This is a genomic window from Paracoccus sp. (in: a-proteobacteria), assembly GCF_035556475.1.
In the GTDB taxonomy this organism is placed as follows: Bacteria; Pseudomonadota; Alphaproteobacteria; order Rhodobacterales; family Rhodobacteraceae; genus Paracoccus.
The window spans coordinates 1-16,571 of sequence record NZ_DATMFA010000062.1 but is presented as its reverse complement, the minus strand read 5'-3'; the positions used below and the strand labels follow the sequence as shown (position 1 = coordinate 16,571).

The window sequence follows — 16,571 nt, the reverse complement described above, 5'->3', positions numbered from 1 at the left end:
CTTGGTCCTGCTGGCCTGCCACATCGCTTCGAGAATATAGGCCCCGGTCGTCTCCAAACTCTCGACATACACCTCTCGCCTCAGTGGATCCAGACGGATCTTGAATAGTAGAGCCTTGGGGACACTTGCTGCGTCAGTATTCGCGTCGATGATGTGAGCCAGGCCGCGGCCGCTGGTTAGGTCAGCAACCTTCAAATGCCGCGCAGATTTGTATAACATAAATCTGATTATCCATAAATCTTCTTGTAGAAGGGGGACGTGCTATCTTGGAGTGCGACTTTTGATGCCTGACAATGCGTTAGGCTTTGAAAGGACAGTGCGAATGAAGATCCGTTACAGCCATCTTTCCCTTTCCGATCGACGCAAGATCGAGCGCTGGCGGCATGCGAAGCTGAGCCCTGACGAGATGGCGCGTCGGCTCGGCCGGCATCGCTCGACGATCTTCCGTGAACTCAAGCGCAACCATTTCCACGACAGCGAAATCCCGAAACTCAGTGGCTATTGGTGCATCGTGGCGCAGAGCCGCTGCGACGGTCGCCGGACCCGTCGACGCAAGCTGGTTCGCGATCCCGGTTTGCGCGACCAGGTCGAGCGCTGCCTGCGCGCCGGCTGGACGCCCGAGCAGATCGCCGGACGCATGCGCTATGAGCGCGCGCCCAGCCGCGTCTGCCACGAGACCATCTACCGCCATGTCTATTCGGAAGAAGGCCGCCGGGCCGAGCTCTGGCGCCATCTGCCCTCAGGCCGTAGACGGCGGCGCGGCTACCGGTTGCGCAAACGCCCGCCGCCGAAATTTGCCCCGGAACTCAGCATCTTGTTCCGGCCGGACGTGATCGCACATCGCAGGGAGTTCGGCCATTGGGAGGCCGATTTGGTGCTGTTCCGGCAGAAATACGGTCCGGCCAATGTCACCACGATGATCGAACGTACCAGCCGGTTCTTGCTGGTGTTGAAGAACGAGGAAAAGCGTACGAAACCGATCATGGCGCAGATCGCCCGGGCGCTCTCGCCCCTGCCCCGACACGCCTGTCGCTCGGTAACTTTCGATCGCGGCTCAGAATTCGTCGACTGGCCACATCTGCAGGCGAAAGTCGGCGCGCAAACCTGGTTCTGCGAAGCGCAATCCCCCTGGCAGAAAGGTGCGGTCGAGAACGCCAACAAGCGGCTGCGGCGCTGGCTCTGTCGCGATACCGATCCGAACAGCCTGTCCCAGGACGAGCTGCGTGCGCTGTGTGCCGGGCTGAATGCCACCCCGCGCAAATGCCTAGGCTTCCGCACCCCCGCCGAGGTGTTCAAGGCCAATATTCTCGGGCGCGGCCATCGGCGCGCGAGACTTTCCCGCCAACCAAAGTCGCATCTGGGGTAGCGCGTCCACCATGAAAGGATCGCAGAATGAAGGTTCGGTTTTCTCACCTTTCGCTCTCTGACCGGCGCAAGATCGAGCGCTGGCGGCGGCGTGATGTCGCCCAGCACCTTCGTCGCGCTGGCAAGAAACAAGGTCAGCGAGGGCGACAGCATTTACCTCACCCAGTCGAAGCGGCGGTAAACACCGCGAGCTGGGCGGCGAAGGCGCGCTTGAAGGCGGGGCGCGCCTCCCCGCGTGAGACATAGGTTGCGATGTTCGGATACTCCTCCAGCAGACCCGAGCCCTGCAACCTCCGCAACACCGTCACCATCATCAGGTCACCGGCGCTGAACGTGGCGTCAAGCCAGTCCGCATCGCCGAGCCGGGCGGAGAGGCTGTCCAACCTCTGGCGGATGCGCTCATCGAGGGATTGCAGGCGCTGCTCATACCAGGGCTGATCCCGCTCGAGGATCATGGCAATGCTGCGCTCGAAGATCGGCGGCTCGACCGTATCCACGGCGGCAAACATCCAGCCGATCGCGCGTGCCCGGGCGTTCTCGTCCTCTGGCAGCAGGCCCGCGTGACGCTCGGCGACATGCAGGACGATGGCGCCCGACTCGAAGAGGATCAGATCACCCTCCTGATAGGTCGGGATCTGACCGAAGGGATGCAGCGCAAGATGTTCGGCTTCCTTCATCGCCTTGAAGGAAACGAGGCGGACGTCATAGGGCTGGCCGACTTCCTCGAGCGCCCAGCGAACGCGCATGTCACGCGCGAGGCCCTTGCCGCCGTCGGGCGAGCGTTCGAAAGCGGTGATGATCGGGGGCATGATCGTTCTCCGTTTGACTGTCTGTCCCGAAGACTAACGGCAGAACGGTATTTCGGCACCCATGCCTGGGAAAATCCCTGTGATGGGGCGACGGGAAAGGATCGTGACTGCGTGGCCCATGGATGGTCGCCCGCGCCCTGCCCCACGCGCCGGGCTTCGCTCTGTCGCATATGCCTCACCATCACGAGCCTCGCCCCGGCAGCAGCCCGCGCAAGCGCATCTCCCCTCCCACCGCGAATTGACAGGCATCGGGCCTCTCGCGTTAACTCATGCGCAGGGACAGGAAGCCGCGCGCCGGTGGGAGGATCGGCGCGGGAGCGGGGATGCAGCTTCCGCCCAAAGCTCGAGGGAGGAGCAAATCGCATGAAAACCTTTAGTATTTGGCTTGGCGGGCTCATGGTCATGCCACTTGCCGCTCAGGCGCAAACCGAAATCTCGTGGTGGCATGCCATGACCGGCGCGAATGCCGAAGTCGTCGAGAAGATCGCCGGCGACTTCAACGCGAGCCAGTCCGACTATGTCGTGAAGCCCGTCTTCAAGGGCACCTATCCCGAGACGCTGAACGCGGGCATCGCCGCCTTCCGCGCCGGGCAGGCCCCCGACATCATCCAGGTCTTCGACGTCGGCACCGGGGTGATGATGGGCGCGCAGGGCGCGATCAAGCCGGTGGCCGAGGTTCTGACCGAAGGTGGCTTCACCTTCGACAAAAGCCAGTATCTGCCGGGGATCGTCGGCTATTACTCGACCCCCGAGGGCGACATGCTCTCCTTCCCCTATAACTCCTCGTCGCCGATCCTCTATTACAACAAGGATATCTTCGAGAAGGCGGGCCTCGACGTCGACGCACCGCCCCAGACCTGGGCCGAGGTCTGGGCCGCGGCCCGCAAGATCAAGGAATCGGGCGCCGCGACCTGCGGCTATACTTCGACCTGGCTGACCTGGATCCATACCGAGAATTTCGCGGCATGGAACAACGTTTCCTGGGGCACGAACGAGAACGGGCTGGCCGGCACGCCGGAACTGCGGATCGACGGGCCGCTTTTCGTCAAGCATTTCCAGGAACTCGCCGATCTGGCGAAGGACGGCGTCTTCGTCTATGGTGGCCGCACCAGCGAGGCGAAGCAGAACTTCACCTCGGGCGAATGCGGGATCCTGACCGAAAGCTCGGGCGGGCTTGGCGACATCGTCAAGTCGGGGATGAACTACGGCATCGGCAAGCTGCCCTATGACGAGACGGCCGACGGCGCGCCCCAGAACACCACGCCGGGCGGTGCCTCGCTCTGGGTGATGGCGGGCAAGTCGGATGAGATCTACAAGGGCGTCGCGAGCTTCTTCAACTATCTCTCGCAGACCCCTGTGCAGCAATATCTGCACGAGCAGTCAGGCTATCTGCCGGTGACGATGGCGGCCTATGAGGCGACCAAGGCCTCGGGTTTCTACGAGAAGAACCCGGCGCGCGAGGTGCCGATCCTGCAAATGTCGGGGAAACCCCCGACCGAGAACTCGAAAGGCGTGCGCGCGCCGAACCTGCCGCAGCTTCGCGACATCCAGAACGAGGAATACGAGAAGATGCTGGCCGGACAGCAGACGGCCGAGCAGGCGTTGAAGAACGCGGTGACGCGCGGCAATGCCGCGATCAAGGAAGCGGCGGGCGACTGACCGCAGACCTTTGGCGCGCGGGGGCAAACCCTTGCGCGCCTTTTTCCTGACCAGAGGCGCGCCTGAATGCGAAGAACCGTCTTTCCGCATCGTTTTCTGCCGTGGCTGCTGCTGGCGCCACAGCTAGCGATCACGCTGATCTTCTTCTACTGGCCGGCCGGGCAGGCCTTCCGGCAGTCTATGCTGAAGGAGGATCCGTTCGGGCTGAAATCCAGCTTCGTCGGGCTGGCGAACTTCCGGCGGGTGCTGAGCGATCCGAACTATCTGAACGCATTGCAGGTGACGGCGGTGTTCTCGGCGCTGGTGGCGTTCATTCCAATGGCCATCGCGCTTTTTCTTGCGGTGCAGGCCGAAAAGATCGTGCGCGGCAAGGGGCTCTACCGCACGCTGATGATCTGGCCCTATGCGGTCGCCCCGGCCATCGCGGGCATGTTGTGGCTGTTCATGTTCAACCCGAGTTTCGGCACGCTGGCCTGGCCGCTAAGACAGCTGGGCATCAACTGGAACCCGCTGCTGAATGGCAATCACGCGATGATCCTTGTGGTGGCGGCGGCCGCATGGAAGCAGATCAGCTACAATTTCCTGTTCTTCGTGGCGGGATTGCAGGCGATCCCGCGATCCCTGCTGGAGGCCGCGGCCATCGACGGGGCCAGCCGGCGACACGCCTTCTGGACGATCGTGTTCCCGCTGCTGGCGCCCACGACCTTCTTTCTGCTGGTCGTGAACACGGTCTATGCGCTTTTCGACACCTTCGGCATCATCCATGCCGTGACGGGCGGAGGGCCGGGCAAGGCGACGGAAACGCTGGTCTACAAGGTCTATAATGACGGCTTCGTCAACCTGATCATGGGCGATTCCGCCGCGCAATCGGTGATCCTGATGCTGATCGTGATCGCGCTGACCGCCTTCCAGTTCCGCTTCATCGAAAGGCGGGTGCATTATGGCTGAAAGCCCGCTTGCCGCGCGCGGGCCGTCCCGCCTGCTCGGCCATTTCTGGATGGTCCTTGGCATCATCGTGGTGGTGTTTCCGGTCTATTACGTCTTCATCGCCTCGACCCATTCCACCCAGACGATCCTGCGCCCGCCTCTGCCGCTGGTGCCGGGACCGGAGGGGCTGCAAAACTATGGCGAGGCGTTCTCGGGCCGCATCGGCCAGATCGGCGGCGTCAGCCTGTGGCGGCTTCTGGGCAATACCACGGTCGTCGCCCTTGGTATCGCCATCGGCAAGATCGCGATCAGCATGGCCTCGGCCTATGCGATCGTCTTCTTCCGGTTCCCGCTGCGCATGGCCTGTTTCTGGCTGATCTTCATCACGCTGATGCTGCCGGTCGAGGTCAGGATCCAGCCCACCTACAAGGTCATGGTCGATCTTGGCCTTATCGACAGCTATCCGGGGCTGATCCTGCCGCTGATCGCCTCGGCCACCGCCACGCTGCTCTTCCGGCAATTCTTCATGACCATCCCGGACGAGCTGCTTGAGGCCGCGCGGGTCGATGGCGCGGGGCCTTGGCGGTTCTTCCGCGACATCCTGTGGCCCCTGTCGCTGACCAATGTGGCGGCGATCTTCGTGATCCAGTTCATCTATGGCTGGACGCAATACCTGTGGCCGCTGCTGGTCACCAATTCCAATGAGATGAACACCATCGTCATCGCGCTTCGAAAGATGATCTCTTTCGCCGATGCCGATACGCCCTGGAACCTTGTCATGGTCACTTCCGTCCTTGCGATCCTGCCGCCGATCCTTGTCGTCGTGCTGATGCAGCGCTGGTTCGTGAAGGGCCTTGTCGAGACGGAGAAGTGAATGGCCCGCATCCTGCTCAATGACCTGCGCAAGACCTATGAACGACAGGAGGTCATCCACGGCATCAGCATGGACATCGCCGATGGCGAGTTCGTGGTCATCGTCGGCCCTTCGGGCTGCGGCAAGTCGACGCTGCTCAGGATGGTCGCCGGGCTTGAGGGCATCAGCGCGGGCACGGTCGAAATCGGCGGCAAGGTCGTCAACAAGCTGGAGCCTCGTGAGCGCAATATCGCGATGGTGTTCCAGAACTATGCCCTCTACCCGCATATGAGCGTGCGCGAGAACATGGCCTATGGGCTGAAGATAGCGAAGATCCCGAAGCCCGAAATCGAGACCCGCGTGCAGCGCGCCGCCAAGATGCTGGAGCTTGAGCCTTATCTCGACCGCAAGCCTCGCGCCCTGTCCGGCGGCCAGCGCCAGCGCGTCGCGATGGGCCGGGCCCTGGTGCGCGAGCCTGCGGCCTTCCTGCTGGACGAGCCGCTCTCGAACCTCGACGCGAAGCTGCGGCTGCAGATGCGCCTGCAGATCAAGGAGATGCATATCAGGACCGGGCAGACCACGCTTTACGTCACGCATGATCAGGTCGAGGCGATGACGCTGGCCGACCGGCTGATCGTGATGAACAACGGCGTCGCCGAACAGATCGGCACGCCGCTTGAGGTCTATGAGCGTCCGGCCAGCGAATTCGTCGCAGGCTTCATCGGCTCGCCCGCGATGAACATCTTTCCCCTGACCGGCGCGGACGGGACTGCCATCCTGCCGGGCGGACATCGGCTGGCGATCCCGAACCTTCCGGCAAAGGATCTGCGCCTGGGGCTGCGGCCCGAGGATCTGGAACTGGTCGAGACCGAGGCCGGCTCGATCCCGGTGGAGCTGCGTTCGGTCGAGCGGCTGGGCGCGGACGCTTTCGGATACGGGGTCATCGAAGGGTCCGAGGTTTCCATCGTCGTGCGCCTTCAGGGCGCGACCCGCGCCAATCGCGGCGACCGCCTGAGGGTCGCGCCGGTTTCAGGCCGCTTTCACCTGTTCTCGGCCGAGTCGGGCAAGCGGATCTGACCGAAATCAAGGATGCCGGTCCTGTGGCCTTTCCCGCCCAAGGGGCCGGCTATTTGTGGGCAGGAATTGCCGCCGATGCCGAAAGGAAATTGCGTTTCCCGCAAACCCGGACAGGAAAGAATTGGAATTTCGCAATATTCCGGCACCCTGCCCTGCCCCGCGCCAGATTTATTGAGCCCCGTTTCCTTCCGGGGATTCCGCGACACAGGTTCTGGATTAACCCCATAAATACTTTACGGGAATCGGTTGCGAAGCTAGCCTCCAAGAACTCATTGGAAAGCGGCAGGGAATCATGTTCAGATCCATCGCACGTTCCAGTCTGCTGGCAACCGCAGCCAGCTTGGCTTTTCCGTCAATCCTGTTTGCGGCCGAAGGCGGCGCGGGTTTCTATCTTCTCGGGTCCAAGGGTCCGGCCGCCGCGGTAATGCCGCCGGCGGGGTTGTATTTTCAGAATGACCTTTATTTCTATTCCGGCAGCCTCGGAGGAGAGACGCAGCTTCCCACCGGGGGCAAGCTCGCAATCGGCGTCGACGGCCGCGCCGCACTGACCTTGCCGACCGTGCTATGGGTCGCGCCCGAACCAATGCTGGGCGGCAGCCTCGGGCTTTCCTTCACCTTGCCGATCGGATGGAAGGAAACCACCGCCGACCTGACGGTGGCCGGGCCGCGTGGCGGCAGGGCCGAGGCGGATGTGGGCGACGACATCTTCACAATCGGCGATCCGGTCGCTTCGGCCATGCTTGGCTGGTCCAGCGGAAAGCTGCATTGGCAGGTCGGAACCATGATCAACATTCCGGCCGGCGATTATCAGGATGGCGAGATTTCGAATGTCGCCTTCCATCACTGGGGCGCCGATCTCTATACGGCAATGACCTGGCTCGACCCGGCGACAGGGCTTGATCTGTCGGGTGCGGTGGGCGTCACCTTCAACGCCGAGAACCCAGCCACCGATTACCGCACCGGGAATGAGTTTCACGTCGAAGGCGCGATCTCGAAGAACTTCACCGAGGCGACCTCGGCAGGGATTCTTGGATATTATTACGAGCAGTTGACGGGTGACAGCGGCGACGGCGCCTCGGGACCGTTCAAGGGAAGGGTCAGCGCGCTCGGCCTGACCGTTGGCCATAATTTCATGGTCAAGGAACGCCCGGTTTCCGCGCGGGTGAAATATTTCCACGAATTCGATGCACGTAACAGAGCGGAGGGTGATGTCGTCATTCTGACCTTGTCCATGCCGATTTAATATAGCAGAGCGCCACGCTCTTGGCTGCCATATCCGATCTGGCAGCAAACAGACGTCCTGATTCATCACCGCCCGCCGGATGGATGGAACCGACAAGCAGCCACCCGGCCGACCCTGCCTAACCTTTCGTCAATTTACTGATTCAAGTCTTGCTGAGATACGGGAAGGAAATTCAATGTTTCGGACACTCGGACTTGCAACGCTTCTGGGATGCGCGGTCAGCGCCCAGGCCCTTGCGCAGGCAGCCCCTGCGGGAACCCCGGCCGCAGGACCGCCAAACATCCTCGTCATCTTCGGTGACGATGTCGGGATCACCAATATCTCGGCCTATGCCGACGGGATCGTCGGCTATCGCACCCCGAATATCGACCGCATCGCCGATGAAGGTCTTCGCTTCATCGACTATTACGCGGAAAACAGCTGCACCGCGGGGCGGTCATCCTTCATCACCGGGCAGACGCCCAAGCGGACCGGCCTCAGCAAGGTCGGCGTGCCAGGCGCGACGGTGGGTCTCCAGGATCGCGACGTGACCATCGCGCAGGCGCTGAAGCCCCTCGGCTATGCGACCGGCCAGTTCGGCAAGAACCATCTGGGCGACCGCGACGAATACCTGCCGACCGCGCATGGTTTCGACGAATTCTTCGGCAACCTCTATCACCTGAACGCCGAGGAAGAGCCTGAGCGTGAATTGTGGCCCTCCGATGACGAGGCATTCGTCAAGGCAAACTCGCCGCGCGGGGTGCTGAAGGCGACGGCCGATGGCCAGATCGAGGATACCGGCCCTCTGACCAAGAAGCGGATGGAGACGATCGACGACGAGACGACCGCCGCCGCCATCGACTTCATGAAGCGCCAGCATGAGGCGGGAAAGCCCTTCTTCACCTGGATGAACACCACGCGGATGCATCTCTTTACCCATGTCCGCCCCGAGATGAAGGGCCAAAGCGGGATGCCCGGCAACGAATATGCCGATGGCATGATCGAACATGACGGCGATGTCGGCGATCTGCTCAAGGCAATCGACGACATGGGCATCGCCGACAATACCATCGTGATCTACACGACCGATAACGGCCCGAACCAGTTCAGCTGGCCCGATGCCGCCGCGACTCCGTTCCGGTCCGAAAAGGACAGCAACTGGGAGGGCGCGTTCCGCGTCCCCGCCATGGTGCGCTGGCCGGGCAAGATCAAGCCGGGCGCCGTCACGACCGAGATGTTCTCGGGTCTCGACTGGTTCCCGACGCTGCTCGCCGCCGCCGGCGACGACAAGATCAAGGACGAGTTGCTGGCCGGCAAGCAGGTCGGGGACAAGACCTTCAAGGTCCATCTCGACGGCTACAACCAGCTGCCGCTGCTGACCGGCGAGACCGACAAGAGCGCGCGGAACGAGTTCGCCTATTTCAACGATGACAGCAAGCTGGTCGCCTATCGCTATGGCAACTGGAAGGTCGTCTTCTGCGAGATGCCGGCGCCGGGCGGGTTCAAGGTCTGGTATGAGAATTTCGACTGCTACCGCATTCCGAAACTCTACAACCTGCGCATGGACCCCTATGAGCGCGCCGATATCGTGTCGGATCAATATGACGACTGGCGGGTCAAGAACGACTTCCTGATGGCGCAGCTGACCATGCATGCCGGCGCGTTCCTGGAAACTTTCGTCGACTATCCGCCCAGCCAGACCCCGGCAAGCTTCACGGTCGACCAGATCGAGGCGGCGGTCGATGCCCAGATCCGCGCCAAGCAGCAGGCAGCCCCGGCTGCAGCCACCGGCAATTGACAAATCCGGCGGGAGGCCATTTCGGCCTTCCGCCATTCGTTTTTCGGGCGGACCTTGTCGCCTATCCGATCCCCTGATCGTCCGGCATGACTGCACAGGCACGATCGACGCCATGCGCTTCGAGTATCCGCGCCACGGTTCCGTCACGCGCCCGCCGGGCAAGAAATTCCGAGAGATGCGTATGGGCGCGAATGCGGGTTGCCGGGACGCCCATCGCCTGGCGGATCTCCATGAACGGCATTCCGACCACATGTGTCCCGGGAATCATCGCGGCGACGGCCTCCATCGCCTGCCTGATCCCGGCGAGGCCGTCCACGGCCCCCTCGGCAAGCGCGGCCTTTGCCGCTGCTAGGCTGGGGAAGTTCACCAGCCCCTCCGCACCGCGAGCGCGGGAGAGATGCAGGGCATAGGCGCTGCCTTCGACCACCCCGATCTTCAGCCCCTGCTCGACGACATCCTCCGGCACGATAGCGCCAGTCCTTTCGGCGACGAGGTAATTGCCCTCGATCCGAACATAGGGCTGCGAAAATCCGATGACCTGCGCCCGGTCTGGATCCACGGCCAGAAAGCACAGATCCCAGACATCCGCCTCCGCGCGCGAGGACACGTCCAGGGCCCGGTCGAACTCGACGAATTTCGGCACTGAGCCCAGTTCCTGCGCAAGCGCATAAGCCAGATCGACGCTGATCCCCTTTGGCGCCCCCGCTGAATCGCGACCGGCAAGGATGACATTGCCATGATTGATTGCCACACGCAGCGTCCCACCGGGCGCGTAATCCTCCAGCGTCACTGCGGATCCACGCAGCGGCACCCGCTCATCCCTCTCGGTCATGCTCTCTCTCCCTTCTGTCGGATCACGACGCGGCCCTTCCGCCAAGGACGGCTACCCCCCGTCCCCGCTCGTGCCGGTGGCCGGTAAGCCGCCTTCCCGAGAAGACTACCGGGGCAGCCGAGCCATCACTAGAAGGCCTGTCTGTCTTTCAGTTATAGCAAAACGGCATGGATAACTCCGCCGGCAAGAGAAACCACGCGGGCAGGATGCAGGGCTGTGCGCTTCAGGATATGGTTCTGATGCGCGCGGGCCCTCGGCTGATCGCGCCCATGCCATACGGAGGATCGAGATGTCTCTTGCCGGGATCGGACAGCGTGTCGTGCGTGTCCATGCCATCGGCGGCCCCGAAGTGCTGCGGATCGACCAGTTGCCTGTCGAGCCTCCCGGTCCGGCCGAGGTCGGCATCGCGGTCGATGCGATCGGATTGAACCGCGCGGACGTCATGTTCCGTCGCAATACCTATATCGAAAAGCCGGTTCTTCCCTCGCGCCTCGGCTTCGAGGCTGTAGGGCGGATCACGGCCCTGGGGCCAGGCGTCACAGGTTTCAGGATCGGGCAGCGGGTCGCGGTCGTGCCCGGCGCGCCACTGGGGGCGCATGGCACCTGCGCCGATTGGGTTAACGTCCCTGTCGCGCGGGTGCTGCCTTGCCCGGAGGGGCTCAGCGATATTCAGACCGCCGCGCTCTGGATGTCCTACGGGACGCCCTATGGCGCGCTGATCGAGGTCTGTGGCCTTTCAGCCGGGCAGCGGGTGCTGATCACGGCGGCGAATACCACTGTGGGCCTCGCCGCCATCCAGATCGCCCGAGCTGTCGGAGCAATCCCTATCGGCACCGTGCTGACCGAAAACCTGCGTGAACCCGTGCAGCAGGCCGGGGCGGAGGCTGTGATCGTCATGGAAAGCGCAAATCTGGCGCAAGGATTGAGGCAGTCGGCCCCCGACGGGATCGATGCGGCCTTCGACGCCGTCGGCGGACCGCAGGTTGCCGACATTGCGGGAGCGATGCGACCGGGAGGCACCATCGTCATTCATGGCGCGCTGAGTAACGAGCCCACGCCCTTTCCGCTGAAGCTGGCTTTGCGCAAGAACCTGTGCCTGCGCGGCTATTACTATACGACCGTCACCGACGACCCGGCCGCTCTGTCGCGGGCGCAGGCCTTTCTGGAGGAAGGCATCGCCGCCGGGATCATTGCCCCTCGGATCGACCGATGCTTTGCGCTCGCCGACATAGACCGCGCGCATGCCTATCTTGAGAGCGGCCAGCAATTCGGCAAGATCGTGGTGCTGACGCGGCCGGACGGTTGAACCTTGACTGTCCCATCCCGTGACAAAAGGAAAGCGCCGCCCTCAGGGGGCGGCGCTTCCTTTGGTCTGCTTCCGCCCCAAGCTTCAGAAGCTATGGCGCAGCGTCGCCTGGATCGCGCGGCCGGGGTTGTAGTAATCCGCCGTGCCGCTGCCGACGACATATTGCTCGTCCAGGAGGTTGCTGACGTTGACCGCGATCTCGGTATTGTCCTGCACCCGATAGGTGAAGGCGGCGTCCAGCGTGGTCATCGCCTTGCTCTTGCCACTGTCATTGGTCGCGTTGAAGTAATACGAGCCGAGGTAGCGCGCGCCGAGGCCGAAGGTCATGTCACCACGGGTGTCGTTGCCCGGAACGGTATAATTGACCCAGATAGAGGCGATGTGGTTCGGGACCGAGGCAAATTCGTTGCCCGAGATGTCCGTCCCGCGCGAGTCGCCGCGCACCACTTCCGTATCCAGGTAGGAATAGGAGGCGAGGACGCTCAGGTTCTCGTTGAGTTCGGCCTTGCCTTCCAGATCGAAGCCGCGCACGCGGGTCTCGCCGATGACTTCGCGGGTGATGGTCCCGTCATCCTGCACGACCGCGATGGTCACGTTCTTCTTCTTGAGGTCATAGACCGAGGCCGAGAACAGCGCGTTGATGGCGGTCGGCTCGTATTTCACGCCGACTTCATATTGCTCGCCGCGCTCCGGCTCGACGCCGATCGCGGGCGGCGCGACGGATTCGACATAGCTCACATAGGTCGAGATTTCCGGCGTGACCTTGTAGGTCAGCGCACCGCGCCACGAGGTTTCCGAGAAGTCGTCGCTGTCATCGGTGCCGGCAAGCGAGTCGGTGGCCTCGATGTCCAGCCAATCGTGGCGGACGCCGACGGTCGCGATGAAGCGGTCGTCGAAGGACAGGTTCTGCTGCAGGAACACCGATTGCGTCGAGTAATCGGTATCCGTTTCCTGATAGGCGACAAGGCCGGTCGGCGGACCGCTGAAGACCGGGTTCGCAATGTCGATCGGATCGACGGCGCCGTAATAGGACGTGCTTGAGGTCGAGGCGTCGCGGAACTCGATCCCGGCCAGCGTGCTGCTGTCGATATTGCTGAAGCTGGTGTCGTATTTCAGGATCGCGTTGCCGATCAGCTCCTCGGCTTCGCTGTCCGAGCTGAGGGCAAAGCGCGAAACCTCGGTCCCGACCCGGCCGGCATAGTCGTAGAGATAGACATAGCCGTAATTGTCGGTCAGGTCGCTGTAGCGCAGGTTCGCCTGAAGGCTGAGGCCATTGCCGAATTCATGCGACAGGATACCGGTGATGCTGGTGCGCTCGACATCGTGATAGTTGAAGTCCGGCTCGCCGAAGAAATCGCTGCGGTCGTATTCGCGGTCAAGTGGATAGCCGCCGCTGTTCGGGGTGCCATCCCGTTTCAGATAGTCGAGCACGACGCTGAGCGTTGTCGCGTCGGTCGGCTTCCAGGTCAGGCCCCCCATCAGGAAGGTCTCGTCGTCCTTCGAATGGTCATATTCCAACTCGCTGTCCTGCACCTTCGCGGTGAAGCGATAGGCCAGCGTCTCGTCCGCGTTCAGCGTGTCGCCCATATCCACGCCGATTTCGGCATGGTTGAACGAGCCATAGGACAGGTAGGTATCGGCGAAACGCTCGAATTTCGGGGTCTTGGTCACGAAATTGACCGAGCCGCCCGGATCAGACGTCCCGAACAGGGTCGAGTTCGCGCCGCGGATGACCTCGACCCGCTCATAGGCGAAGGGCTCCTCGCGCACGCCGCGCATCGAGCCGAGGGTCAGGCCGTCGCGATAGGTGGTCGCCTGATAGCCGCGGACGAGGAAATAGTCGTTGCGGTCGTCCGAGCCGTAATAGTCGGTGACGACGCCAGGGGTATAAGCCAGCACCTCCTCGAGCGTTTCGGCGTTTCGGTCCTGGATCTCCTTCTGGGTGATGACCGAGACCGAGGCCGGAGTGTCGAGAATGCTGGTCGCGACCTTGCCGCCGACCCAGAGCTCGCGCGCGACGATCGAGTTCGCGTCGTCATCCGCCGTACCCTGCGCATAGATGGTGACGGGCGACAGCCGGTAGGGCGTCGCCTCGGTCGCAGCCGTCGAATCCTGCGCGAAGGCAGGCGCGGCAACAAGCGCGGTGCACCCCAAAAGGACCGTGGTCAGGCACCCTCGTGAAACGCGCGCGAGACCGCTGAACTGATTATCCGGCATGCTGAGAGTCCTTGCCTAGTGAAATAGTAAGATATGTCACGGGAGGGTTATCCGCGGCCTCCGGGCGTTGCAAGATTAACGAGAGACCGTCTTTTTCCGGCCCCACCATCGCGGTCGTCACTGTTGCGATCAAGCCACAGATTCAGCCCATATTGCGGGCATCAATAGGCCAGCCGGTGCCGCCCGATCGGCAGAATCAGTGGCTTGCCCGAGATCGGGTCGGGAATGACGCGGCTTCGCAAGCCAAAGACCTGCAAGACATTTTCGACGGTCAGCACCTCCTCGGGCGGACCAAAGGCATGGAGCCTGCCCTGAGCCATCGCGACGAGGCTGTCGGCATAGCGCGCCGCCAGATTGAGGTCGTGGAGCACCATGACAATGGTAATGCCCCGCGTCTGGTTCAGGTCGGTCAGCAGGTCCAGCACCTCGACCTGATGGCTGACATCGAGGAAGGTCGTCGGCTCGTCCAGCAGCAGCAATTCGGTTTCCTGCGCCAGCGCCATCGCGATCCAGACCCGCTGGCGCTGGCCGCCCGAAAGCTCGTCCACGGCGCGGTCGGCAAGATCGGCGATCCGCGTCGCCTCCAGCGCGGTCGCCACCGCCTCGTCGTCGCGCGTGTTCCAGCGCGAGAGCAGGCCGTGATGGGGATGCCGCCCGCGCCCGACCAGATCCGCCACGGTAATCCCCTCGGGCGCGATCGGGGCTTGCGGCAGCAGGCCGAGGCTGCGCGCAAGCTCGCGCGTGGGATAGCTGTGGACGGATTTTCCATCGAGCAGCACCCTGCCCTTGCTGGGCGCAATCAGCCGCGACATGGTCCGCAGCAGGGTCGATTTGCCGCAGCCATTCGCGCCGACGATGGCGGTGATCCGCCCGGCAGGCACGACCAGATCCAGATCATGCAGGATGGTGCTGTCGCCATAGCCGGCGGTCAGGTTCTCGGCCACGAGGCTTTTCGAAGCGGTCATAGGGAGCCTCCGGCGCGGTTCACCCGCACGATCAGATAAAGCAGGTAGGGCGCGCCAAGGGCGCCGGTGACGATGCCGACCGGATAGCGATGCGGCAGCAGGAATTGGCCTATATAGTCGCCGCAGAGCACCAGCGCCGCCCCGACCAGCGCCGACGGGATCAGGATCGAACCGTTCGGCCCGATCAGGCGCGCGGCGATCGGCCCCGACAGGAAGGCCACGAAGGCGACCGGCCCCGAAACCGCGGTCGAGACCGAGATCATGCCGACCGCGCAGATGATGACGACAACCCGCGTCAACCCGACCTTGACGCCGAGCGCGGCGGCGGTGTCGTCGCCCATGCGCAGCGCCTCGAGGTCGCGACCACGGGCCAGCAGCAACCCGCCGAAGACGACCAGCGCGCCCAGAACCGGCCATGCCTGGCCAAGCTGCGCGCCGTTGACGCTGCCGGTCAGCCAGCGCATCGCCTCCTGCAGATCCCATGAGGCGGCCTGCGACAGGATATAGGCGATGAAGCTTTCGATCATCGCCGCGACCCCGATCCCGACAAGGATCAGCCTTGTTCCCGCCACGCCGTTCTTGAAGGAGAGGCCGTAGACCAGCAGCGCGACCGCGAGCCCCGCGATCACCGCAAAGACCGCGACCGAGGAACCGCTGAGCCCCAGCATCACGATGGCAAAGACCGCCGCCGCGCTGGCGCCATAGCTGATCCCGATGATGTCGGGGCTGGCCAGCGGGTTGCGCAGCATGATCTGGAAGGCGACCCCGCCAAGACCGAAGCACATGCCGGTCAGGACCGACATGACCGCGCGCGGCAGGCGCAGGTGGCCGACCGTGAAACTGGCGCCGTGGACGTTCTCGCCCATCAGGACGCGCAGCACCTGCCCCGGCGGGGTGAAGGACTGGCCCAGCATCAGCGTCAGCGCAAAAACGGCGATCAGCAGCAGGACGAGGCCCGCCACCACGCCCCGCCAGCGGCGCGCACGGTGATGGCGTCCGGCGGATACGGCGCGGGCAAGCGTGGGATGGGATGCCGTGATCATAGCTCGCGCACCCTCTGGCGGCGGACGATCCAGATGAAGAAGGGCGCGCCGACAAAGGCGGTGACGATGCCGACGGCAAGCTCGCTCGGCCGGGCGATGATGCGGCCAGCCACATCGGCAAGCAGCAGCAGGCCGGCGCCGGTGAGGGCCGAGAAAGGCAGCAGCCAGCGATGATCGACGCCGACCAGCAGGCGGCAGAGATGCGGGACGACCAGCCCGACAAAGCCGATCGGCCCGCAAGCCGCGGTCGCCGCGCCGCAAAGCAGGATCGCGCCAAGCGCCGACATGCCCCGCGCCAGCGCCACATTCTCGCCCAGCCCGGCCGCGAGGTCGTCACCCAGCGCGAGCGAGTTCAGCTTGCGCGCCGAAAGGAAGCTGATCGCGAACCCTGCGAGGAGGAAGGGCAGCACCTGCTCGATGCTGGCGAAGGTCGCGCCGCCGACGCCGCCGATCTGCCAGGACCGCACCCCGCCCGCGATGTCGTTCCGGGGCAGGACG

The 16,571-nt window shown here is 63.5% G+C and carries 14 protein-coding genes; 8 read left to right on the top strand and 6 right to left on the bottom strand.

The features are described 5' to 3' along the window. Positions 1 to 322 precede the first annotated feature (322 nt). Positions 323 to 1,366: an IS30 family transposase gene (locus tag VNQ78_RS08020; RefSeq protein WP_325688473.1), complete on the top strand. Its 1,044-nt coding sequence runs from the start codon at positions 323 to 325 to the stop codon at positions 1,364 to 1,366. 157 nt (positions 1,367 to 1,523) lie between these two features. Here VNQ78_RS08020 and VNQ78_RS08015 read toward each other — a convergent pair whose 3' ends face one another. Next, on the bottom strand, positions 1,524 to 2,174 hold the full coding sequence (locus VNQ78_RS08015) for a glutathione S-transferase family protein (RefSeq protein ID WP_325688471.1): 651 nt from the start codon (positions 2,172 to 2,174) through the stop codon (positions 1,524 to 1,526). Positions 2,175 to 2,537: 363 nt separating this feature from the next. Here VNQ78_RS08015 and ugpB point away from each other — a divergent pair, with 363 nt between their 5' ends. The 6 genes from ugpB to VNQ78_RS07985 all read left to right on the top strand — a co-directional run bounded on the left by ugpB (position 2,538) and on the right by VNQ78_RS07985 (position 9,710). Further along, on the top strand, positions 2,538 to 3,833 hold the full coding sequence (gene ugpB, locus VNQ78_RS08010) for a sn-glycerol-3-phosphate ABC transporter substrate-binding protein UgpB (RefSeq protein ID WP_325688469.1): 1,296 nt from the start codon (positions 2,538 to 2,540) through the stop codon (positions 3,831 to 3,833). A 66-nt stretch (positions 3,834 to 3,899) separates the two neighbouring features. Beyond that, complete coding sequence (gene ugpA / locus VNQ78_RS08005) at positions 3,900 to 4,781, top strand: sn-glycerol-3-phosphate ABC transporter permease UgpA (RefSeq protein ID WP_325688466.1); 882 nt, start codon at positions 3,900 to 3,902, stop codon at positions 4,779 to 4,781. Next, a complete protein-coding gene (gene ugpE / locus VNQ78_RS08000) occupies positions 4,774 to 5,634 on the top strand; it encodes a sn-glycerol-3-phosphate ABC transporter permease UgpE (RefSeq protein WP_325688464.1) in 861 nt (286 codons plus the stop codon). Before ugpA ends, ugpE begins: the two co-directional genes overlap by 8 nt. After that, the gene (gene ugpC / locus VNQ78_RS07995; RefSeq protein ID WP_325688462.1) at positions 5,635 to 6,690 is read left to right on the top strand and encodes a sn-glycerol-3-phosphate ABC transporter ATP-binding protein UgpC; all 1,056 of its coding nucleotides are present in this window, start codon (positions 5,635 to 5,637) and stop codon (positions 6,688 to 6,690) included. 439 nt (positions 6,691 to 7,129) lie between these two features. After that, a complete protein-coding gene (locus tag VNQ78_RS07990; protein WP_325688460.1) occupies positions 7,130 to 7,933 on the top strand; it encodes a SphA family protein in 804 nt (267 codons plus the stop codon). A 175-nt stretch (positions 7,934 to 8,108) separates the two neighbouring features. Continuing rightward, the gene (locus tag VNQ78_RS07985; protein ID WP_325688458.1) at positions 8,109 to 9,710 is read left to right on the top strand and encodes an arylsulfatase; all 1,602 of its coding nucleotides are present in this window, start codon (positions 8,109 to 8,111) and stop codon (positions 9,708 to 9,710) included. Positions 9,711 to 9,771: 61 nt separating this feature from the next. Here VNQ78_RS07985 and VNQ78_RS07980 read toward each other — a convergent pair whose 3' ends face one another. Beyond that, a complete protein-coding gene (locus tag VNQ78_RS07980) occupies positions 9,772 to 10,542 on the bottom strand; it encodes a transporter substrate-binding domain-containing protein (RefSeq protein WP_325688456.1) in 771 nt (256 codons plus the stop codon). Positions 10,543 to 10,831: 289 nt separating this feature from the next. On the opposite strand from VNQ78_RS07980, the gene VNQ78_RS07975 reads away from it, so the two are divergent. Beyond that, entirely contained in the window at positions 10,832 to 11,848 is a 1,017-nt protein-coding gene (locus VNQ78_RS07975; RefSeq protein ID WP_325688454.1) for a zinc-dependent alcohol dehydrogenase family protein, read from the top strand. 84 nt (positions 11,849 to 11,932) lie between these two features. Here the strand turns inward: VNQ78_RS07975 and VNQ78_RS07970 are convergent, their stop codons facing one another. From VNQ78_RS07970 to VNQ78_RS07955, 4 genes are all read right to left on the bottom strand, one after another. After that, a complete protein-coding gene (locus tag VNQ78_RS07970; RefSeq protein WP_325688452.1) occupies positions 11,933 to 14,065 on the bottom strand; it encodes a TonB-dependent siderophore receptor in 2,133 nt (710 codons plus the stop codon). Between the two features lie 161 nt (positions 14,066 to 14,226). After that, on the bottom strand, positions 14,227 to 15,030 hold the full coding sequence (locus VNQ78_RS07965; protein ID WP_325688450.1) for an ABC transporter ATP-binding protein: 804 nt from the start codon (positions 15,028 to 15,030) through the stop codon (positions 14,227 to 14,229). Next, positions 15,027 to 16,073, bottom strand: coding sequence for an iron ABC transporter permease (locus VNQ78_RS07960; protein ID WP_325688448.1), 1,047 nt, complete (start codon positions 16,071 to 16,073; stop codon positions 15,027 to 15,029). Before VNQ78_RS07960 ends, VNQ78_RS07965 begins: the two co-directional genes overlap by 4 nt. Beyond that, a partial coding sequence (locus VNQ78_RS07955) for an iron ABC transporter permease (protein WP_325688446.1) occupies positions 16,070 to 16,571 on the bottom strand: 502 nt, incomplete at its 5' end. The genes VNQ78_RS07960 and VNQ78_RS07955, both read right to left, overlap by 4 nt.